The organism is Streptomyces sp. NPDC041784, from assembly GCF_055591025.1.
On record NZ_JBVJAB010000005.1, the window covers coordinates 111,010 to 131,625 of the forward strand.

Below are 20,616 nucleotides of genomic sequence, written 5' to 3' on the forward strand. Positions count from 1 at the left end.
CGGGGTGGGCAACGCGAAGGGCCCGACGCGTGTCACGGGCCGGGGGGTGTCCAGCGTACGACGGGGCGGTCCGGTTCGCCGGGGGCTGTGGACAACGCCGGGGCGGGTGAGGTGGCCGAAGGGGGAAACAGAACCGGCCCGGCGCCGAGAAGTCCCCCGTGACTTCTCGGTGCCGGGCCGGTTCCCCGTATCCCCTCGCCGCGCGGCTAGTCCGTCGCGATGGCGTTGAGGACGTTCATGCGGCCCGCGCGGAACGCCGGGATCAGGGCCGCGAACAGGCCCACGAAGGCCGAGGCGACGAAGACGCCGGTGATCGTCGGCCAGGGGATCTCGAGGACGTTGAGACCCTCCAGGGCGAGGAGCTGCTGGGCGGTGGCGCCCCAGCCGATGCCCAGGCCGAGGCCGAGGAGGGCGCCGAAGAGGGCGATGACGACCGACTCCATGCGGATCATGCGGCGCAGCTGGCGGCGGGAGAGACCGATGGCCCGCATCAGGCCGATCTCACGGGTGCGCTCCACCACCGACAGGGCCAGGGTGTTCACCACACCGAGGACCGCGACGACGATCGCCAGGGCCAGGAGGCCGTAGATCAGGTTCAGCAGCTGGCCGATCTGGTCCTTCAGGGCTTCCTTGTAGTCGGTCTGGTCGCGCACGGTGTACTGCGGGTAGTCGTGCAGCGCCGACTTCAGGGACGTGTACGCGGCGTCCTGCTGCCCGTCCTTGGCCGAGGCGAAGACCAGCTGGTCGAGCGGCATCTTGTCGGCGGGCACGTACTTGGCGGCCGTGGAGATGGCGGCGTACATCGCCCCCTTGTCGATGACGACGTCGTCGCTGGTGATCGCGCGGACGGTGAGCGAGGCGGTGGTGCCGTCCTTGAAGGCGACGTCGACCTTCGAGCCGAGGCGGATGCCGTGCTCCTTGGCGAAGCCCTCGAAGACGGACATCGAGTCGGGGCGGTAGGCGTCCGCGAGCTTGCCGGCCACCGTCTCGGTGCGCAGATCCGTCGCGTACGTCGGGTCGGCCGCGTTGATGGTCTCCCCCTTCGACGTCTTGCCGTCGGGGGTGGTCAGGTCGGCGTCCAGGATCTTGTACTCGGTGACCCGCTCCAGCCCCGGCGAGGCCTTCACGGCCTGCACGGCCTCCGGGGTGATCAGGTCGCCCTTGTCGCTCTGGATGATGAAGTCGGTGCCGACGGATTTGTCGAGCTGCTCGGTCGCGGAGGCGACCATGGAGGAGCCGACCACGGAGAGGCAGGCGACGAGCGCGAGGCCGATCATCAGGGCGGCGCCGGTGGCGCCGGTGCGACGCGGGTTGCGCAGGGCGTTGCGTTCGGCCATGCGGCCGACGGGGCCGAAGGCCCGCAGGAGGACCGCGCCCAGGACCCGGACCACGCCGCCCGCGAGCAGCGGGCCGATGACGACGAAGCCGATCAGGCTCAGCACCACGCCCAGGCCCAGCCACAGCGAGCCCTCGCTCGCCTTGTCCGCGGCGGAGGCGAGGTAGAGGCCGTAGCCGCCGGCGCCGGTGAGGAGCAGGCCGAGCACGGCCCGTACGACGCTCGCCTTGGCGTCGGCCGGGGCTCCGGCGTCGCGCAGGGCGGCCATCGGGGAGACCTTGCCGGCGCGGCGGGCGGGCAGGTAGGCGGCGAGGACGGTGACGACGACGCCCAGGACCAGTCCGATCACCGGGGTCGTCCAGGCCACTGTCAGGTCGTCGGTGGACAGGTTCATGCCGGTCATGCCCATGAGCTTCATCAGGCCGACCGCGAGGCCGATGCCCGCGCCGACGCCGAGGACCGAGCCGACGACGCCCAGGAGCAGCGCCTCGACCAGGACCGAGCGGTTGACCTGCCGTCGGCTGGAGCCGATGGCGCGCATCAGGCCGATCTCCCGCGTGCGCTGGGCGACCAGCATCGAGAAGGTGTTGATGATCAGGAAGATGCCGACGAGGAAGGCGATCCCGGCGAAGCCGAGCATCGCGTACTTCATGACGTTGAGGAAGTCGCCCACGTCCTGGCGGTTGGCGTCGGCGGTCTCCTTGGCGGTCTGCACCTTGTAGTCGGCGCCGATCGCGGTCGCGACGTTCTTCTTCAGCTGGGCGTCGCTGACCCCGGCCGCGGCGGTGACGTTGACGTTCGTGTAGACGTCCTTCTCGCCGACCAGTGTCTGCTGGGCGGTCGGGGTGTCCAGGTAGAAGATCGCGGCGCCGGGGTTGGTGACGGTGAAGGTGGCGATGCCGGAGATCTTCGCGGTGTGCGTGCCGACCGCGGAGATCACGCCGATCTCGTCGCCGAGCTTCAGGTGGTGCTTGTCGGCGGTGTCCGCGTCGACCATGACCTGGTCGGAGCCCTTGGGCGCCGTACCGGAGGTGACCTTCATGGTGCGGGCTTCGTTGGCGTTCCAGCTGCCGACGATGGTGGGCGCGCCGCTGGACGGCGACAGGTTGTCCTTGTCGGCGTCGACGACGGTCACCGCGCTGGAGAAGACGGTGCCCTCCGCCGACTTCACGCCCTGCGCCCCGCGGACCTCGCCGAGGACGGAGGCCGGCATGACCGGCGGCTTGCCGTTGCCGGAGGTCGTCTCACCGGTGTCGGAGGCGCCCTTGGCGCTGACCGTGACGTCGGAGGAGGTGGCGGCGAACAGCTTGTCGAAGGTGGTGTTCATCGTGTCGGTGAACACCAGCGTCCCGCACACGAAGCCCACCGACAGCAGGACGGCGACGGCCGAGAGGGCCATGCGTCCCTTGTGCGCGACGAAGTTGCGCATCGAGGTCTTCATGACGGTCATGACGTACGCCCCCGGGCGTCGAAGTCCTTCATGCGGTCCAGGACGGTGTCCGCGGTGGGCTTGAACATCTCGTCGACGATCCGGCCGTCGGCGAGGTACAGCACCCGGTCCGCGTACGAGGCCGCCACCGGGTCGTGCGTGACCATGACGATGGTCTGGCCCAGCTCGTCGACGGAGCGGCGCAGGAAGCCCAGCACCTCGGCGCCCGCGCGCGAGTCGAGGTTTCCGGTGGGCTCGTCGCCGAAGATGATCTCGGGGCGGGCCGCCAGGGCGCGGGCCACGGCCACGCGCTGCTGCTGGCCGCCGGAGAGCTGGGTGGGGCGGTGCTTGAGCCGGCCGGCGAGCCCGACGGTCTCCACGACCTGGTCCAGCCACGCCTTGTCGGGCTTGCGGCCGGCGATGTCCATGGGCAGCGTGATGTTCTCGAGCGCGTTCAGCGTCGGCAGCAGGTTGAACGCCTGGAAGATGAACCCGATCCGGTCCCGGCGCAGTTGTGTGAGCTTCTTGTCCTTCAGCCCGGTGATCTCGGTCTCGTCGAGATAGATCTCCCCGGACGTGACGGTGTCGAGTCCGGCGAGGCAGTGCATCAGCGTGGACTTGCCGGACCCGGAGGGGCCCATGATCGCGGTGAACTGTCCCCGCGCGATGTCCACGTCGACGTGGTCGAGGGCGACGACGCGCGTCTCCCCGGCCCCGTACGCCTTGACGACCTGCCGCGCCCGCGCGGCGACGGCCGTACGCCCTCCAGTGCCCCCGTGCCTGGGAATGGTCACAGCCGAAGTCACGGTAAGTCTCCTCTGTCGGAAGCGGATGCGTAGCGAGGAGCGCTACGTCGAAGAGTCTGTCGGCGGGAGGGGGTCCGGCGCGCTGGTGCCCGGACCCCTCTTCTCGGGGGGTTAACCCCACCCTCCGCCGGAGGGGTTGGCCGCCCCCCAGCGGCCTGAAGCCAGGTTAAGGACGGGTCCGGGGCCTTCTCCTCCTCCGGCGGTACGAACCCTCCCCGAGCCGTAGTACGGAGGTACCCCTAGGGGCAGTCCACCGCCGGGTGGAGTGCCTCTCGGGGTGACTCCACCCTCCGGCCCACTCAGGCTCCACCCTCCCGTCGCGTGAAGGTCAAGCCTCCCCGGCGCCGGCGGTGAGTGGGAAGCTGTCCTCCGGGAGATAGATGCAAGGGGCACTGGAGACACGGGCGACACGGGAGACACGGGCGACACGGGGGGGCATCCGGTGGGAGACGCGAGACCCGCGACACGCGAGGCCGCACAGCGGTCCGCCGGACCGCACCGGCGGGGCGCGGTCGTCGCCGCGCTGATGCTCTCCATGGCGCTGGCCGCCCTGGACTCCACGATCGTCTCCACGGCCGTCCCGCAGATCGTGGGCGACCTCGGCGGGTTCTCCGTCTTCTCGTGGCTGTTCTCCGGCTATCTGCTCGCCGTGACGGTCACCCTGCCGGTCTACGGCAAGCTCTCCGACACCTTCGGCCGCAAGCCGGTGCTGGTCGTGGGCGCCGCGCTCTTCCTGCTCGGCTCCCTGCTGTGCGCGCTCGCCTGGAACATGGGGGCGCTGATCGCGTTCCGTGTCGTGCAGGGCCTGGGCGGCGGGGCGTTGCAGGGCACGGTGCAGACGCTCGCCGCCGATCTGTACCCGCTGCGGGAGCGGCCGAAGATCCAGTCGAAGCTGTCCACGGTGTGGGCGGTCTCGGCGGTCGCGGGGCCGGGCGTGGGCGGGGTGCTCGCCGCGTACGCGGACTGGCGCTGGATCTTCCTGGTCAACCTGCCCATCGGCGCGGTGGCGCTGTGGCTGATCGTCCGTCATCTGCACGAGCCGCAGCGGGAGTCCGTGCCGAAGGGGGCGCCACGCGCGCGTGACCACGGAAAACCGCACCCCCACGCGCGTGCAGACGAAAAGCCTCGCCCACGCGCGCGGGTTGACTGGGCCGGCGCGCTGGCGGTGTTCGCGTGCGGCGGGGTGCTGCTGACGGCGCTGGTGCAGGGCGGGGTGGCGTGGCCGTGGCTGTCGGGGCCGTCGCTGGCCTTGTTCGGGGCGGGGTCGGCGCTGGCCGGGCTGGTCGTCGTCATCGAGCGCCGGGCCGCGGAGCCGATCATCCCGGGCTGGGTGTGGCGGCGCCGTACGATCGCGGCGGTCAACCTGGCGCTGGGCGCGCTGGGTCTGCTGATGGTGGCGCCAACGGTGTTCCTGCCGACGTACGCCCAGTCGGTGCTGGGCCTGGGCCCGGTGGCGGCCGGGTTCGTGCTCTCCGTGTGGACGCTGAGCTGGCCGGTGTCGGCCGCCCTCAGCCAGCACGTCTACCGGCGCATCGGCTTCCGGGACACCGCGCTGCTCGGCATCGGCGCGGGGGCGCTGATCCTGCTGGCGTTCCCGTTCCTGCCGTATCCGGGCGCGGCCTGGCAGCCGACGCTGCTGATGCTGCTCCTCGGGGCCGCGCTGGGCCTGTTCCAGCTGCCGCTGATCGTCGGGGTGCAGTCGACGGTGGGCTGGTCGGAGCGCGGGACGACGACCGCGTCGGTGCTGTTCTGCCGGCAGACCGGGCAGACGGTCGGCGCGGCCGTGTTCGGCGCGGTCGCCAACGGTGTGCTGGCGGCCCGACTGGGCGGCGCGGGCGACCTGGACTCCGTCACGCGCGCGCTGGACGCGGGTACGGCGCCCGAGACGACCCGGCACGCCATCGCGAGCGCCGTGCACGCCGTCTATCTGGGCGCCGCGTGCGCCGCCGCGCTGGCGTTCCTGGTGCTGCTGTGCGTGGCGCCGCGCCGGTTCCCGGTGCTGGGGGAGCAGGGCGACTGACGCACCCCGAAGACGGGGGGTTAACGCGGGTAACACCGCAGGTCAAGCCCCCATACCCACAGCAAGCGCATACCGACCGACCAGTTTGGTGAAAACCCTTCGCGATTCGGCTACTCCCGAGTAGCGTGCGTCACTCACACCCCCCAGCCTCCCTGCCGTCCACCGCCATGGACCCGAGCCCTGCAAGGAGTACGGGATGTCGTCCCACGACCCGTATCCGCACGAACTGACCTATCCCTGGCAGCCGCCCCCACCACCCCCGCCCGCCCCCCGACGGCCGGACCACCGCGCCCCGCTGGGGCACCACAGCGACCTTCGGATCCTTCGGAGCGCCTACCGCCGCCAGCGGCGCGTGGCCACGTTCACCGCGCTCGGCTACTTCGTGCTGTTCCTGGTGCTGTCCGCGTTCGCGCCGTCCCTGATGACGGCCACCGTCGCCACCGGACTGCCCGCCGGGCTGCTCCTCGCCCTGCTCCAGCTGCCCGTCACCTGGCTGGCGATCGCCGTCTACGAGCGCACCGCACGCCGCCATGTCGACCCGCTCGCGGACCGCATCCGCCGGCAGTCGGAGATCGACGTACGGCGGGGGGCGACCCGATGAGCACGGATCCGCTGTCATCTCATCAGTTCGCCGCCTCCGTCACGGAGTTCAGCGGCGACGCGCAGACCATGTCCCTCGTCGCCTTCACCGCCGTCGCCACCGTCACCCTGCTGCTGTGCGTGATGACCGGCCCCGACCGCGACGACCTCGACGAGTTCTACACCGGCTACCGCTCCCTGTCCCCGCTGCGCAACGGTCTGGCCGTCGCGGGCGACTACATCTCGGCCGCCACCGTTCTCGGCACCACCGGCGTGATCGCCCTGTGCGGCTACGACGGAGTGGTCCTCGCGCTGAGCACGGCCCTGTCGCTGATGCTGCTGATGTTCCTGCTGGCCGAACCCCTGCGCAACGCGGGCCGGTTCACCATGGGCGACGCGCTGGCCCGCCGGATGCCCGGCCGCGCCGTACGGATCACCGCCTGCGCCGTCACCCTCGCCGCGCTGCTGCCGATGATGCTGGTCCAGCTCGCCGGCACCGGACAGCTCCTCGCGTTCATGCTGGGGTTCTCCGGCGACGCGGTGAAGACCGGCTGCATCGTCTGCATGGGCGGTCTGATGATCAGCTACGCGGCGATCGGCGGCATGAAGGGCACCGCCCTCATCCAGATCCTGAAGATCGTGATGCTGCTCGGCTCCGGCATCGCGGTGGCCCTCCTGCTGCTCAGCCGCTTCGACTGGAACCCGGGCACCCTGTTCGACGCGGCGGCCCGCGGCAGCGGCGTCGGCGACTCCTTCCTGCGCTCCGGTCTGGAGTTCGCCGGCGGACCGTACCCCCGGATCGACATGATCACCTCCCAGCTGTCGGTCGTGCTGGGCGGCGCCTGTCTGCCGCACATCACCATGCGCATGTACACCGCCACCACCGCCCGCCAGGTACGCCGCTCACTGTCCTGGGCGGTGTCGGGCGTGGCGCTGTTCGTGCTGGTCATCACCGTCGTCGGGTTCGGCGCCACGGCCCTGATCGGCCGTGCGGTGATCGCCCAGGCCGACCCGCAGGGCAACACCGCCTATCTGCTGGGCTCCCGGGCCGCCTTCGGCACCGACGTGTCCACCGCGGAGACCCTGCTGTTCACGACCGTCACGACGGCGATCTTCCTGACCGTCCTCGCCTCGGTCGCCGGCATGATCCTGGCCTGCGCCAACTCCCTGGCCCACGACGTCTTCGCCGCCCGGGCCCAGGACACCTCCCCGCGCCGCGAGATGCTGCTGGCCCGCCTCTCCGCGCTCGCCGTCGGCATCCCCACCATCCTGCTGGCCACCCAGGTGCAGCACCGCAGCCTCCAGCCGCTGGTCACCCTCTCCTTCTGCATCGGCGCCTCGGCCCTCGCCCCCGCCCTCGTCTACAGCCTCTTCTGGCGCCGCTACACCCGCACCGGCCTGCTGAGCACCCTGATCGGCGGCACTCTCGCCGTGCTGATCCTCATGCCGGGCACCAACCTGGTCTCCGGCTCCCCCGTCTCCGCCTTCCCCGAGTCCGACTTCAACTGGTTCCCCTTCACCACCACCGGCCTCGTCACCGTCCCCCTCGGCTTCGCCCTCGGCTGGCTCGGCACCCTCGCCTCCGGCCGCGACGACGCCGAGCAACAGCGCCGCCGGTACGAGGCGGTGGAGGGCTGGATCCTGGCGGGAGCGGCGGTGCGCAAGGGGGACTGACGGCACGACAGGACAGGGACAGGACAGGGAGCAGCCGGACGGCACGGCAGGGAGGCGGGCGAACACGGCGGGCGGAGTGACCGTCGGCCCCTCCATCGCGCCGCGCGGAAGGGGGGCCGACAGCCCCTCCACCGTGCGGCACGCAAGAGGGGCCGACGGTCACTCCACCGTGTTCCCAGTGAGCCGTTTCGAGCTCGGCGGTCACCCCACCGTGTCTCCGGTGAGCCGTTTCAAGCTCGGCGGTCACTCCACCGTGTTCCCGGTGAGCACCTTCAGACTGTCGCGCATCTGGTCCATGTGCGCCTGCACCTCGTCCCAGCGTTCGCCGTGCTCCCGCAGCACCCGCTCCGTGTCCCGGGCAACACGTTCCTCCTTGAGCCGGGCCTCGGCGATGAGCTCGGTGGCACGCTTCTGGGCCTCCTCCTGGCGACGCCGGGACGATTCCTCGGCCTCGGCGAGCTCCCGCTCCGCCTCGGCCAGGGCCTCCTCGGCGCGGGCCATCGACCGGGCGTGCTGCGCGTCGAGCGCGGCGGCCCGTTCGGCGGTCTCGCGCTCCACCGCGGCCATCTTCTCGGCGTGCTCCCGCTTCGGTTCGACGAGCAGCCCCGCGGTGTTGTTCCGCACCCCGCGCAGCCTGTCGAGCTCCTCGCGGCGGAACTCCTTCACCTTTTCGCGGGCGTCGACCCGGATCGCGTGGGCCTCGGCGCGCGCGGCGAGCAGCCGCCGACGGTCGTTCTCCTTGGCCTCCTCGCGGAGCATGTCCGCCTGTTTCTGTGCCGACCGGCGCACGACGTCGGCGCGCTCCTCGGCCTGTGCGACCTGCTCCTCGGCCTCGCGCCGGGCGGTCGCGACCACCTGCGCCGCCTCTTCCTCGACGAGGTGGAAGAGGTGCCGTGCGCGCTCCCCCAGCTCGTCGTACGACTGCGGCCCGAGCCGTGTCAGGGCCCCGCGCAGCCGCTCGACCTCGACGACCATGTCCTTGGCGAGCACCGTGAGCCGGGCGACCCGCTCCCAGGCGGCGTCGCGTTCGGCGGAGAGCGCGGCCGTGTACACATCGACATCTTTGGGCCGGTAGCCGCGCCCGCGAACGGTCACGAACCCCGGCAATGAAACCCGTGCGCTGCTCATCGTGCAGCCCCTCTCCACCAGACGAACACGAAATAATGATTTCGCGCATATCTTGATGTATCGGGCTTAAGTGTTCATAACGCGACACTCCGCGCACCGGTTATGGGCAGCACGCGACACAAAAGGGCCGGGCCCGGTCACACGACCGGGCCCGGCCCTCGACCCACGCGGGTCGACACGACGGACGCCCTACAACAGCCCGTCCCACATCTGCTCCAGCAGCACCGACCACCAGCTGTCCGGCGAACCCAGCGCCGCCGGGTCCAGCGAGACCAACTGCGCCTGGAAGTCGACGGTCCAGCGGCCCGCCTGCTCCTGGTTCAGCCCGTACCGCAGCCGCCACATCCGCCCGAGCAGCGCCAGACAGCGCGCGAACTCCGGCAGCCCGGTGTTCACGAACTGCGGCGGTACGGGCGCCCCGCCCGGCCCCGCCTCCACGGGCACCGCGACGATGTTCGCCGTCCCGTACTGCACACAGATCGCCTTGCCGAAGTCACTGCCCATGACGAGGTACGAGCCCGCGTCCGAGGCCGGCTGCACGCCCCGCTCGGCCGCCAGCTCCGCCAGGGTCGGCACCGGCCGCCCCGGCTGGGCCTGCGCCCAGAAGAACGGACCCAGGTCCATCGGCAGCCCCGCCGCCACCAGCGTGTGCGCGACCACCGGCGGCACACCCTGCCGGGACACCGCGGCCTGCTCGAACCGGAAGACACCCGGCCCGAACGCCGCCCCGAGCTCCTGCGCGATCGCCTCCGGCGGGATCGGCGGTGCCGCCTGCACCGGCGGCAACGGCGCCCGCACCGGCGCGGGCCGCGCGGGACCGTCGGCCACCTGATGCAACTCGCCCTGGTGCGCCAGCAACTGCCGCATGCCCTGCTGTCGGCTCGCGTGATCCGTGCCGTACGGCGCGATGCTCGTGATCCGCGCCTGCGGCCACTGCTCCCGGATCATCCGCGCGCAGTACGCGCCCGGCAGCTCGCACGACTCCAGCTCGGTGTGCAGCTCCAGCACCTGGTCCGGCGGCACGTTCATGGCCCGCAGCTCGTGGAAGATCTGCCACTCCGGGTGCGGGGTGCCCGGCGCCGAACGCCGGATCAGCTGCTGCTCCGACCCGTCCTGCGCGCGGAAGCGCAGCACGGCCTGGTACCCAGGGCCGACCGTCGGCATGCCCTGCTGCTGCGGATACCCGTACGCCGGGGGCTGTCCCGGGGCGGGAGCCGGCGGGGGCGGCATCGCACCGGGAGGCGGCATCGCGCCCGGGGGCATGGGCTGAGGGGCGCCAGGGGGCATTCCAGGGGCGCCCGGGGTACCTGGTGCGCCGGGGACGCCGGGAGCACCCGGGGCGTGCGGAGCGTGTGGCGGCGGAGGCGTGCCAGGACCCCCCACGGGCGGCGCCATGACCGTCCGGGCGTGGTGAACGGCGCCCTGCGCGCCCCCCGCGGAGCCGGGCGCGCCAGGCGCACCAGGCCCGGCCGGGGCGCCAGGAACACCGGGAGCGCCCGGAGCCTGAGGTGCGCCGGGGGCGCCCGGAGCACCCGGCGCGCCAGGCGCGTGGGGGCCACCAGGGGCGCCCGGCGGCTGCGGCGCGCCCGGACCCATCCGGCTGGGGTCGGCGAGCATCGTGGCGGCGTGGTGGACCCCACCGGGAGGCGTACCTCCGGGCGCGCTCGGCCCACCGGGCGCGCTCGGCCCACCGGGCACACCCGGAGCACCAGGAGCACCAGGCGCCTGCGGCGCGCCACCCGGACCCGCCGGACCCCCCGGACCGTCCGGACCGAGGGCCGACACGAGCTGCGTCGGCACGTACCCACCCGCCGGAGCACCAGGCGCACCCGGAGCACCCGGAGCGGAAGGCGGCGGCGGAGGCGTACCGCCCGGCCGCGCACCCGGCGCACCCGGCGTCCCCGGCGCACCCGGCGGGGGCGGCGGCGTAGCCCCGCCACCCCGCGCCCGCCGCGGAGGCGGCGCGGCCTTGCTGGTCGCCGCGTCCGCGATGTCACCGGCGTTCGGCGCGAGCGGCCGCGAGGGCGTACCCGGACCGGACGGACCCGACGGCCCGGACGGACCCGACGGCGGCTGCGGCGCACCCGCACCCGCACCCGCACCCACCCCCGCACCCTGCGGATAGCCGTAGGACGACCCACCGGGCGGAGGCGTCGCCCCCTGCGAGGAGCCGTACGACGGCACGCTCGGCGAGGGCGGGGGCGGAGGCGTACCGCCGCCCTGCGGATAGCCGTACGACGCCCCGGCGGGCCCCTGCGGCGGAGCCGGAGGCGCGGGCGTGGGCGTACCGGCAGGCGCACCCGGCGCACCGCCCGTCCCCGGCGCACGCGCATCGTCGAACGCCGGCGCCACCGCCGTGGGCGGCAGCTGGCTGCCGCCCGACATCAGCGCGGTCTTGGCGTCCGGCGCGGTCGAGGGCGGCGGCAGTTCGTCGTCCGAACCGCTCAACGGCGGGGCGAAGACGGTCGCGGGCAGCGGTACGGAACGGTCGTCACCCGCGTCGCCGTTGGTGTCCGTACCCGTCCACGGCGTCGCCCCCGGCGGAACGGCAGCCGCCGGACCCCCAGGCACCCCGGGAGCCGGAGTCGGAGCCGGAGCCGGAGCCGGAGCGGCCGCCGGACCCCCAGGCACCCCACCCCGCGTCTCGGCCAGCCCGCTCCCCGGCACCCCGGCCTGCGTCTGCGGCAGCGCGGGATCGGACGACACCCGCCCGTCGACCCCAGCCGGCACACCGGAACCGGAACCGGAACCGGAACCGGAACCGGAACGCGACCCAGAGCCCGAAGCCGGACCGGAACCCGAACCGGCACCCGACGCGGAACCGGAACCGCCCTGCTCCCCGATCCCCAACCTGTCTGCCGCCTCCTGCAACCACTCCGGCGGCGTCAACAGGAACGACGTCTGATTCAGATCCACCCGAGCCACCGGCGCCGGCGCCGGCACCGCGTCCGCCGCCCCCTCCGGACGCCCGTACTCCTCCTCGTACCGGCGGATCACCTCACCCACCGGCAGCGCCGGCCACAGCGTGGCCTCCCCGCTGTCCCGGGCGATCACCAGCCGATGCGCGCCCCCGTCCGAACGTGGACCCTCCGCACGGTCCTCCGCCCACACCACGAACCCGAGCTCGAACTCCCGCACCCGCACCTCACGGTGCTGATACGCCGGCACGTCCCCGTTGATCCACTCTTCCGCGCGCTCCTGCGCCTGCGCGAACGTCACCATCGTCCCGCTCACTCCCCAGCAGCCACGGACGCCACGGACACCGCACGCGCGAACCCGCCGTCCACCATCAGATTCGCCACCGTCTCCAACTCCGGCGGATTACCGGCCAACCGCGACAGGAACACGTCGAAATCCTCACCGCACGGCAACAACAACCGCCCCACCCGCTCCGCCGGCGGCCACCCCGGATCCACGTCACGCACATCGTCGTACGCGCAGAACCACACCGACCCGATCCGGTCGCCCTTCACCTTCACGGCCACCAGACCACCCTGGACGAACCCGACCCCCAGATAGTCCTTCGTCAGATGATCCCGAAGACACTTGTTCACATAGACCAGATCATTGACCGCGGCCTCGTCCCGCACCGTGAAGAACGGCTGGTCCACCAACAACCCCAGCTCCGCGTCCAGCGCGGCCCCCACCGGAGCACACCCACCGGCCGCCTTCAGGAACGACCGGTACGCACCCGGCAACCGGTACCCCAGCTCCTCCTCCACCCCCTGCACCTGCTGCTCCGACACCGCCGCACCCGACTTCGGCAGCCCGAAATGCACCGGACGCGTCTCCTGCAACGGCCGCGTCCCCCGCTTCGACTGATCCACCACCGCCGTCGCCAGGCCACCGTGATGCCGCAGCAACGCCTTCACCTCGACCGGAACCAGCTCCAGCCGCCGCGACCCCACCACGTGATGCCACGTCCAGCCGTGCGGCGTCGCCACATTCGGCACCGTGTCCCACAACTCGTGCCCCGACGCCGCCAACGCCGCGTTCGCCGACACATAGTCCGTCAGCCGCAACTCATCGACGCCGAAACCCTCCGGCGGCTCCGCGATCTCCGCGGCCGCCCGGGCGTACACCGAGAAGTCCGGGTAGCCCCGCTCATCCACCCGCACCCCTCTCGGGTGCCGTGCCGCCCGGACCGGATCCGGAAAATGCACGACCTGCCCGGCATAGGCCGCGTTCGGCGGCACGGCTTGGTGCCCGAGCCGACTCGTCGTCATGGCGGTTGCCCCCTGCGGCACTCTGTACGGGCCCCAGCGGCCGGTTCCGCTTCCGGTCCCGAACCACCACGCCCCGTATTCGACTGTCTCCAACGGTTGCCAACGCGCGTCGACCGCGCGCCACACAGTGGCGACAGCCTATGCGGTACGACGAGACAGGTCACCGGGCCTCCACTTCCGTGACCAGCCGTCACCCTGCCGTGACAGCCCGCCCAAACCCGGGCGTGTCGCACCGCCCCAGCTTCCGCACCCGCCACGCCATTTGGCACCCTGTGACGTCCGGGGGGATGCTCGGGAGGGGATGACGATCATGAACACGACCCAAACAGGGCCACACAACGCCAGGTCAGAAGAACTGCACCACCAACACGCCGGCGACCCCCGCATCGGCTGGTCCGCCACCGACGCCCCCCACACCCCCACCCTCCGCCACCGACGCGACGGCATACTCCCCACCGTCGCCGCCGCCCTCTCCGTCCGCGGCGCCACCCTCACCGGCACCGCCGCCCGCGGCGACCAGCCCCCACCCCTGCACCACCTCGTCCAGGACTTCCTCGACACCCTCACCAGCGCCCAACGCGACCGCTTCACCGGCCGCTGCGCCGAAGCACTCCTCATCTCCCGCCACCTCACCACCGCCGACGCCACCCGCAGCAGACGCGCCGCCCGAAAACCCATGACCAACGGCGAAGCCCGCAAAGCCCTCAAAGCAGCCAAACTCACCGCCCGCCGCATCCGCGAGGACGGCGACCCCCTCCACGGCAGCTTCGCCGAACCCTGCCGCGCCTGCACCGCCCTCAGCGCCCACTTCGGCGTCCGCATCGTCGACCCGGAAGCGACCGACTGACCCCACGGCCGCCCACCCAGCACACCCAGCACCGTCTCGACGAACGAAGGCAGATGCACCCCGACCACCGCACCTCCACCACCCGCTTCCCCGTCCCCGTCGACGCCGCCCTGCGCGCCGCCGGCTGGCAACCCGGACGCTGGGACATCAAACAGGCCGAGATCTGGGCCGACACCCTCCGCGAACACACCTCACCCGCCGGCCACCGCCACGCCGTCTTCCCCGCCGCCGTCGAAGCCTGGGCCGAATTCGGCGGCCTCACCGTCACCCCCGGCGGAACCGGCCGCCAGATCGCCCCCACCACCCTCCACCTCGACCCCCTCCACGGCCTCCACATGGCCCGCACCCTCGCCGACCTCGGCCGCGCCCTCGACACCGACGTCGCCCCCCTCGGCACCGAACCCGACACCCAGGCCATCCTCGCCATCGACAACGAAGGCCGCGTCTACGCCCTCGACCACACCGGCGACTGGTACCTCGGCCCCGACATCGACCAAGCCCTCGGCGCCCTCATCTCCGGCATCGAACCGGTACGCCTCACCGCCGGCTGACCTGTACGGCACCCACAGGCCCTACACCGCCGACTGACCGCACCGCACCCACAGGCAGCCCTACGCCGCCGGAATCACCGCCGACACCCGGAAACCCCCCGCCTCCGTCGGCCCCGACACAAACACCCCACCCAGCCCCACCACCCGCTCCTTCATCCCCACCAACCCATTACCACCCGACGGCAACCCCGCCGACGACGCCGAACCCACCTCCGGCGGCGGACCGTTCTCCACCTGCATCGCGATCTCCGCCACCCGATGCGCCAACCGCACATACGTCTTCGCGCCCGCCGCATGCTTGTGCACGTTCGTCAACGCCTCCTGCACCACCCGATACGCCGTCTGCTCGATCTCCGGCGCATACGACCGCACCTCCCCCTCCACCGACAGATCCACCACCATCCCCGCAGCCGCCGACTGCCCGACCAACTCCTCCAACTCCTCCAGACACGGCCCCTCCGCCTCCTCCACCGCCCGCGACGCCGCAGCCGCAGCCGCCGCCCCCACCGCCGCCAACGGCACCGCCGCCCGCTCCTGCACACCACCGCTCCGCAGCACCCCGAGCATCTCCCGCAACTCCGTCAACGCCTGCCGCCCCATGTCCCCCACCAACGCGGCATTCCGAACGGCCTTCTCCGGATCCTTGCGCGCCACCGCCTGCAACGCCGCCGCATGCACCACCATCAGACTCACCCGATGCGCGACCACGTCATGCATCTCCCGAGCGATCCGCGTCCGCTCCTCACCCCGCGCCCACTCGGCCCGCTCCTCCGCCCGCTCCGCCAGCAGCTGCAACTCCCGCTCAAGGCTGTCCGCCCGCTCCCGCAGGCTCTCCATCAACCGCCGCCGCGCCCCCACGTACAACCCCAGCAGCACCGGCGGCGCCGTCAGCCCCAACGAGGTCGCCAGCGCGGCGAACGGAATGAACCAGTCCCCGATCGTCTGCTGCCCCCGGTCCATGCTCTGCCGCACCTGCACGAACGTCACGATCAACGTCCCCACCAGCTGCATCCCCGCCAGCGACGCGATGATCCGGCGCGGCAGCTCCGACGCGGCGAGCGTGTACAGCCCGACGATCCCCATCAGGAACCCCATCTGCGCCGGCGTGATCGCGATCGCCACCAGCACGACAGCGATCGGCCACTGCCGCCGCACCACCAGCACCGACCCCGCGAGCAACCCGAAGACCACCCCCACGGCCACCGGCACCCCCGCGTCCCGTGCGAACGGCACCCCCTCCACCGCGCACTCCACGGCCGACACCAGCGCCAGACTCCAGTCGAACGCCGCGCTGCGCCATCTGGTCCACCACAGCGGCCCTCCCCGGGCCGCCGTGCGCTCTTCCCCCGTCGTGGTCATGCCTCCAGCCTACGGGCGCGGACCCCGCCTTTTCCGGCGAGTTTCGTCGACCGGCCTACACCACACCCCGTAACCGAACAGCACCGAAACCCACCGGTATCCCTCGAACTGCTGAACCACGCCTGTTCGATCCCGGAACCCACCATTCCGCCCGGACGGTATGCACATGGCACATTCACATGGCAAGTACGCGGACTTCGAGGCGCTCAGGGAACGGGCGGTCGCGCTCCGGCAGGCGGGACTCAGCCGACGGCAGATCCGCGACCGGCTCCACGTCGACAACAACGACATCCTCAACCGCCTCCTGGAGGGCGAGCCGCCCCCAGAATGGACGAAGCGCCCCAAAGCGAAGGACGACCTCAGGAACAGGGCGCGGGAGCTACGGCTCCAGGGCTGGACGTACGACCAGATCCAGGTGGAGCTGGGGTGCTCGAAGAGTTCGATCTCGCTTTGGGTGCGGGATCTGCCGAGGCCGGAGCGACGCAACCCCAGCGAGCAGGCGAAGCTGGCGGCCCGGAAGCGCTGGGAGCACGAGGGAGCGATCCGCGACGCCGAGCGGACGCAAACGAAGGAGACGGCGGCACACGAGATCGGCACGATGACCGACCGCGAGTTGTTCATGGCCGGGGTGGCCCTGTATTGGGCCGAGGGAACCAAGGACAAGTCCTACGACCGACGCGAGAGCGTCATCTTCGTCAACAGCGATCCCGGGGTCATCGAGCTTTACCTGGCCTGGCTGGACCTGCTTGGCGTAGCTCGCGAGCGCCTTCGATTCGGCGTGATGATTCACGAGACCGCCGATGTCACCGGCGCTGAGCAGTACTGGGGAGACCTCGTCGGGGCCGATCGTTCTGCCTTCTACAAGACGACCCTGAAGAAACACAACCCCAAGACCGTACGGAAGAACGTCGGAGACGCCTACCGGGGTTGCTTGGTCGTCAGAGTCCTGAAGGGAGCCGACTTGTACCGTCGCATCGAAGGGTGGTGGTCTGGCATGGTGGTGGAGGCCCGGCGGCGGACCGCGTAGGCTGCACCCGGTAATCCCCCGTGGTGTAATCGGCAACACACGTCACTTTGGATGATGTATTTCAGGTTCGAGTCCTGGCGGGGGAGCCATGCTCGGTTCGGGCCCTGACAGCACTGTCAGGGCCCGCTCTCATGTCCCCCAAGAAACGCCCCGGTATCCTTCGGATGTCCCACCTCACTCCACAGCCGAAGGGCAACTCCGTGAGCGCCATTCGCCCGGCAGCCGTCGTCGTTCTCGCAGCGGGTGAGGGCACCCGTATGAAGTCGGCCACACCCAAGGTCCTGCACGAGATCTGCGGCCGCAGCCTCGTGGGCCATGTGCTGGCCGCCGCCCGTGAGTTGAACCCCGAGAACCTGGTCGTGGTCGTCGGGCACGCGCGCGAGAAGGTCACCGCGCATCTCGCCGAGGTCGACGCCGACGTACGTACCGCTGTCCAGGCGGAGCAGAACGGCACCGGGCACGCCGTCCGTATGGGCCTCGAGCAGCTCGGTGGCGGCGTGGACGGGACCGTGGTCGTCGTCTGTGGCGACACCCCGCTCCTGACCGGTGCGACGCTCGCCGCGCTCGCCGCCACCCACCAGGCCGACGGCAACGCGGTGACCGTGCTGACCGCCGAGGTGCCGGACGCGACCGGTTACGGCCGGATCGTCCGGGACGAGTCCACGGGTGCCGTCACGGCCATCGTCGAGCACAAGGACGCCTCCGCCGCCCAGCGGGCGATCCGTGAGATCAACTCCGGGGTCTTCGCGTTCGACGGTCAGTTGCTGGCGGACGCGCTGAAGAAGGTGCGGACGGACAACAGCCAGGGCGAGGAGTACCTGACGGACGTCCTCGGGATCCTCCGTGAGGCCGGTCACCGGGTCGGTGCGTCCGTCGCCGGGGATCACCGGGAGATCGCCGGGATCAACAACCGTGTCCAGCTGAGCGAGGCGCGCCGGATCCTCAACGACCGGCTGCTGACCGAGGCCATGCTGTCGGGTGTGACGGTGATCGACCCGGCGACGACCTGGGTGGACGTGACGGTCTCGTTCGAGCAGGACGCCGTGGTCCACCCGGGGACGCAGCTGCTGGGCGCCACGCGCCTGGGTGAGGGTGCCGAGGTGGGTCCGAACTGCCGGCTGAAGGACACGACGGTCGGTGCGGGTGCCCGGGTGGACAACACGGTCTCCGACACCGCGCACATCGGTGCGAACGCGACGGTGGGGCCGTTCGCCTATCTCCGTCCCGGTACCCGGCTGGGTGCGAAGGGCAAGATCGGGACGTATGTGGAGACGAAGAACGCCTCCATCGGGGAGGGCACCAAGGTGCCGCATCTCTCCTATGTCGGTGACGCGACGATCGGTGAGTACACCAACATCGGTGCGGCGAGCGTCTTCGTGAACTACGACGGTCAGGACAAGCACCACACGACGGTCGGGTCGCATTGCCGGACGGGTTCGGACAACATGTTTGTGGCTCCTGTCACGATCGGGGACGGCGCGTACACCGCGGCCGGGTCCGTGATCACGAAGGACGTGCCGCCCGGTTCGCTGGCCGTGGCCCGTGGTCAGCAGCGGAATATCGAGGGTTGGGTGGCTCGTAAGCGTCCGGGGAGCGCGGCGGCGAAGGCGGCCGAGGTGGCTTCCCGGCAGGGCGACGCCGAGGACTGACCGGAAACAGGTGCGTCAAACTCGGCGTACCGTGATAAGTGCACATCCGCACCCCACCAGCTGAGACGGCCCCGTCGCGCCCAGCGGCGAGGTCTCTCGACATCCAGCTGAGACACCTCTGAGGAGACAGTGCTGTGACCGGGATCAAGACGACCGGCGAGAAGAAGATGATGTTCTTCTCCGGCCGCGCCCACCCCGAGCTTGCCGAGGAGGTTGCCCACCAGCTGGGTGTCGGGGTCGTCCCGACGAAGGCCTTCGACTTCGCCAACGGTGAGATCTATGTCCGTTACCAGGAGTCGGCGCGTGGTGCGGACTGCTTCCTGATCCAGAGTCACACGGCTCCGATCAACAAGTGGATCATGGAGCAGCTGATCATGATCGACGCGCTGAAGCGCGCGTCGGCCCGTTCGATCACGGTGATCCTGCCGTTCTACGGTTACGCCCGTCAGGACAAGAAGCACCGTGGACGTGAGCCGATCTCGGCGCGTCTGATCGCGGACCTGATGAAGACGGCGGGTGCCGACCGCATCCTGACCGTGGATCTGCACACGGACCAGATCCAGGGCTTCTTCGACGGCCCGGTGGACCACCTCTTCGCGCTGCCGCTGCTCGCGGACTATGTCGGTCAGAAGGTCGACAAGGCGAAGCTGACGGTGGTGTCTCCGGACGCCGGCCGGGTGCGGGTGGCGGACCGCTGGTGCGACCGGCTGGGTGCGCCGCTGGCGATCGTGCACAAGCGGCGCGACAAGGACGTGGCGAACCAGGTGACGGTCCACGAGGTCGTGGGTGAGGTCAAGGGCCGGGTGTGTGTCCTGGTCGACGACATGATCGACACGGGTGGCACGATCTGTGCGGCGGCGGACGCGTTGTTCGCGCACGGTGCGGAGGACGTCATCGTGACGGCGACGCACGGTGTGCTGTCGGGTCCGGCGGCGGACCGTCTGAAGAACTCGAAGGTGAGTGAGTTCGTGTTCACCAACACGCTGCCGACTCCGGGTGAGCTGGAGGTGGACAAGATCACGGTGCTGTCGATCGCGCCGACGATCGCGAACGCGGTGCGTGAGGTGTTCGAGGACGGTTCGGTGACGAGCCTGTTCGACGAGCAGTAGTCCCTGTTCGTGGTTCCGGTTGATCGTTCAGGCTGATCGATTTTTCTGCGGCCTCCCTCGCCGAGTAGACTGCTTCAGTTGCTCGGCGAGGGAGGCCGTTCTCCGTTTTCGGACGGATGCGGTGGTCCGTTATCGACGCGCTCTTCGTAGCAGGCCGTTCGTGGCCGGGTGACCACGTCCGTTCCCAGTTTCTACGAGGAGTGATCATGTCTTCCGAGGTAAAGATCTCCGCCGAGACCCGTTCCGAGTTCGGCAAGGGTGCCGCCCGCCGTATCCGTCGTGACAGCAAGGTCCCCGGTGTGCTGTACGGCCACGGTTCGGACCCGCTGCACCTGACGCTCCCGGGCCACGAGCTGCTGCTGGCGCTGCGTACGCCGAACGTCCTGATCTCGCTGGACATCGACGGCAAGGTCAACGAGCTGGCGATCCCGAAGTCCGTGCAGCGTGACCCGATCAAGGGTTTCCTGGAGCACGTCGACCTGCAGCTGGTCAAGCGGGGCGAGAAGGTCACGGTCGAGATCCCGGTGCACGCCGAGGGTGAGCTGGCGGCCGGCGGCAACCTGCTGGAGCACGTCCTGAACGCGCTGCCGGTCGAGGCCGAGGCGACGCACATCCCCGAGGCCGTCACGGTGTCCGTGGAGGGCCTGGAGGCCGGTGCCTCGGTGCTCGCGAAGGACATCACCCTGCCGAAGGGCACCACGCTGGCCGTCGACGGCGACACGGTCGTCCTTCAGGTCCTGGCCGCGCAGGCGGAGGAGGCCCCGGAGGGCGAGGGCGCCGAGGGCGAAGAGGCCGCCGAGGCCTGATCCTCACCGTCGTAGTTCTTCGTCAGCCGCTGTTCCCGTCCTGTACGGGGCAGCGGCTGGCGTGTATCAA

The 20,616-nt window shown here is 71.0% G+C and carries 15 protein-coding genes and 1 tRNA gene; 10 read left to right on the forward strand and 6 right to left on the reverse strand.

Features of this window, described 5'->3' with window-relative positions; translation table 11 throughout:
• Positions 1 to 206 precede the first annotated feature (206 nt).
• Together ACZ6D7_RS12750 and ACZ6D7_RS12755 are read right to left on the reverse strand one after the other, a co-directional pair.
• Positions 207 to 2,786: an ABC transporter permease gene (locus ACZ6D7_RS12750; protein WP_469488341.1), complete on the reverse strand. Its 2,580-nt coding sequence runs from the start codon at positions 2,784 to 2,786 to the stop codon at positions 207 to 209.
• Complete coding sequence (locus ACZ6D7_RS12755; protein ID WP_469488344.1) at positions 2,783 to 3,571, reverse strand: ABC transporter ATP-binding protein; 789 nt, start codon at positions 3,569 to 3,571, stop codon at positions 2,783 to 2,785. Before ACZ6D7_RS12755 ends, ACZ6D7_RS12750 begins: the two co-directional genes overlap by 4 nt.
• A gap of 442 nt (positions 3,572 to 4,013) precedes the next feature.
• Between ACZ6D7_RS12755 and ACZ6D7_RS12760 the strand changes: the two genes are divergently transcribed.
• From ACZ6D7_RS12760 to ACZ6D7_RS12770, 3 genes are all read left to right on the forward strand, one after another.
• Positions 4,014 to 5,591 (forward strand): MFS transporter, encoded by a 1,578-nt coding sequence (locus tag ACZ6D7_RS12760; RefSeq protein ID WP_469488347.1) that lies wholly within the window; start codon positions 4,014 to 4,016, stop codon positions 5,589 to 5,591.
• Between the two features lie 196 nt (positions 5,592 to 5,787).
• Positions 5,788 to 6,192 carry a DUF485 domain-containing protein gene (locus ACZ6D7_RS12765; protein ID WP_469488350.1) on the forward strand — a complete coding sequence of 135 codons (405 nt, stop codon included), beginning with the start codon at positions 5,788 to 5,790 and terminating at the stop codon, positions 6,190 to 6,192.
• A complete protein-coding gene (locus ACZ6D7_RS12770; protein ID WP_469488353.1) occupies positions 6,189 to 7,844 on the forward strand; it encodes a sodium/solute symporter in 1,656 nt (551 codons plus the stop codon). Before ACZ6D7_RS12765 ends, ACZ6D7_RS12770 begins: the two co-directional genes overlap by 4 nt.
• A gap of 243 nt (positions 7,845 to 8,087) precedes the next feature.
• Here ACZ6D7_RS12770 and ACZ6D7_RS12775 read toward each other — a convergent pair whose 3' ends face one another.
• The 3 genes from ACZ6D7_RS12775 to ACZ6D7_RS12785 all read right to left on the reverse strand — a co-directional run bounded on the left by ACZ6D7_RS12775 (position 8,088) and on the right by ACZ6D7_RS12785 (position 13,198).
• On the reverse strand, positions 8,088 to 8,972 hold the full coding sequence (locus ACZ6D7_RS12775) for a cellulose-binding protein (RefSeq protein WP_469488358.1): 885 nt from the start codon (positions 8,970 to 8,972) through the stop codon (positions 8,088 to 8,090).
• 189 nt (positions 8,973 to 9,161) lie between these two features.
• Positions 9,162 to 12,194: an SUKH-4 family immunity protein gene (locus ACZ6D7_RS12780; protein WP_469488364.1), complete on the reverse strand. Its 3,033-nt coding sequence runs from the start codon at positions 12,192 to 12,194 to the stop codon at positions 9,162 to 9,164.
• An 8-nt stretch (positions 12,195 to 12,202) separates the two neighbouring features.
• Positions 12,203 to 13,198 carry an SMI1/KNR4 family protein gene (locus ACZ6D7_RS12785; protein WP_469488369.1) on the reverse strand — a complete coding sequence of 332 codons (996 nt, stop codon included), beginning with the start codon at positions 13,196 to 13,198 and terminating at the stop codon, positions 12,203 to 12,205.
• Between the two features lie 301 nt (positions 13,199 to 13,499).
• Here ACZ6D7_RS12785 and ACZ6D7_RS12790 point away from each other — a divergent pair, with 301 nt between their 5' ends.
• Positions 13,500 to 14,045, forward strand: coding sequence for a YwqJ-related putative deaminase (locus tag ACZ6D7_RS12790; RefSeq protein WP_469488374.1), 546 nt, complete (start codon positions 13,500 to 13,502; stop codon positions 14,043 to 14,045).
• Between the two features lie 53 nt (positions 14,046 to 14,098).
• On the forward strand, positions 14,099 to 14,596 hold the full coding sequence (locus ACZ6D7_RS12795; RefSeq protein WP_469488379.1) for an SUKH-3 domain-containing protein: 498 nt from the start codon (positions 14,099 to 14,101) through the stop codon (positions 14,594 to 14,596).
• 60 nt (positions 14,597 to 14,656) lie between these two features.
• Here ACZ6D7_RS12795 and ACZ6D7_RS12800 read toward each other — a convergent pair whose 3' ends face one another.
• The gene (locus ACZ6D7_RS12800) at positions 14,657 to 15,955 is read right to left on the reverse strand and encodes a sensor histidine kinase (protein ID WP_469488386.1); all 1,299 of its coding nucleotides are present in this window, start codon (positions 15,953 to 15,955) and stop codon (positions 14,657 to 14,659) included.
• Between the two features lie 166 nt (positions 15,956 to 16,121).
• Between ACZ6D7_RS12800 and ACZ6D7_RS12805 the strand changes: the two genes are divergently transcribed.
• The 5 genes from ACZ6D7_RS12805 (at position 16,122) to ACZ6D7_RS12825 (ending at position 20,546) form a co-directional block, all read left to right on the forward strand.
• A complete protein-coding gene (locus ACZ6D7_RS12805; RefSeq protein ID WP_469488389.1) occupies positions 16,122 to 16,982 on the forward strand; it encodes a hypothetical protein in 861 nt (286 codons plus the stop codon).
• Positions 16,983 to 16,996: 14 nt separating this feature from the next.
• Positions 16,997 to 17,071, forward strand: a tRNA-Gln gene (locus ACZ6D7_RS12810).
• 111 nt (positions 17,072 to 17,182) lie between these two features.
• The gene (gene glmU, locus ACZ6D7_RS12815; RefSeq protein WP_469488392.1) at positions 17,183 to 18,631 is read left to right on the forward strand and encodes a bifunctional UDP-N-acetylglucosamine diphosphorylase/glucosamine-1-phosphate N-acetyltransferase GlmU; all 1,449 of its coding nucleotides are present in this window, start codon (positions 17,183 to 17,185) and stop codon (positions 18,629 to 18,631) included.
• 134 nt (positions 18,632 to 18,765) lie between these two features.
• Positions 18,766 to 19,740 carry a ribose-phosphate diphosphokinase gene (locus ACZ6D7_RS12820; RefSeq protein ID WP_469488395.1) on the forward strand — a complete coding sequence of 325 codons (975 nt, stop codon included), beginning with the start codon at positions 18,766 to 18,768 and terminating at the stop codon, positions 19,738 to 19,740.
• 206 nt (positions 19,741 to 19,946) lie between these two features.
• Positions 19,947 to 20,546 (forward strand): 50S ribosomal protein L25/general stress protein Ctc, encoded by a 600-nt coding sequence (locus tag ACZ6D7_RS12825; protein WP_469488400.1) that lies wholly within the window; start codon positions 19,947 to 19,949, stop codon positions 20,544 to 20,546.
• Positions 20,547 to 20,616 lie beyond the last annotated feature (70 nt).

Coding starts and splice junctions, on each gene's coding strand:
- ACZ6D7_RS12785 (WP_469488369.1), bottom strand. CDS start 13,198: ATGACGACGAGTCGGCTCGGGCACCAAGCCGTGCCGCCGAACGCGGCC.
- ACZ6D7_RS12780 (WP_469488364.1), bottom strand. CDS start 12,194: ATGGTGACGTTCGCGCAGGCGCAGGAGCGCGCGGAAGAGTGGATCAAC.
- ACZ6D7_RS12795 (WP_469488379.1), top strand. CDS start 14,099: ATGCACCCCGACCACCGCACCTCCACCACCCGCTTCCCCGTCCCCGTC.
- ACZ6D7_RS12770 (WP_469488353.1), top strand. CDS start 6,189: ATGAGCACGGATCCGCTGTCATCTCATCAGTTCGCCGCCTCCGTCACG.
- ACZ6D7_RS12765 (WP_469488350.1), top strand. CDS start 5,788: ATGTCGTCCCACGACCCGTATCCGCACGAACTGACCTATCCCTGGCAG.
- ACZ6D7_RS12800 (WP_469488386.1), bottom strand. CDS start 15,955: ATGACCACGACGGGGGAAGAGCGCACGGCGGCCCGGGGAGGGCCGCTG.
- ACZ6D7_RS12790 (WP_469488374.1), top strand. CDS start 13,500: ATGACGATCATGAACACGACCCAAACAGGGCCACACAACGCCAGGTCA.
- ACZ6D7_RS12750 (WP_469488341.1), bottom strand. CDS start 2,786: ATGACCGTCATGAAGACCTCGATGCGCAACTTCGTCGCGCACAAGGGA.
- ACZ6D7_RS12825 (WP_469488400.1), top strand. CDS start 19,947: ATGTCTTCCGAGGTAAAGATCTCCGCCGAGACCCGTTCCGAGTTCGGC.
- ACZ6D7_RS12775 (WP_469488358.1), bottom strand. CDS start 8,972: ATGAGCAGCGCACGGGTTTCATTGCCGGGGTTCGTGACCGTTCGCGGG.
- ACZ6D7_RS12805 (WP_469488389.1), top strand. CDS start 16,122: ATGGCACATTCACATGGCAAGTACGCGGACTTCGAGGCGCTCAGGGAA.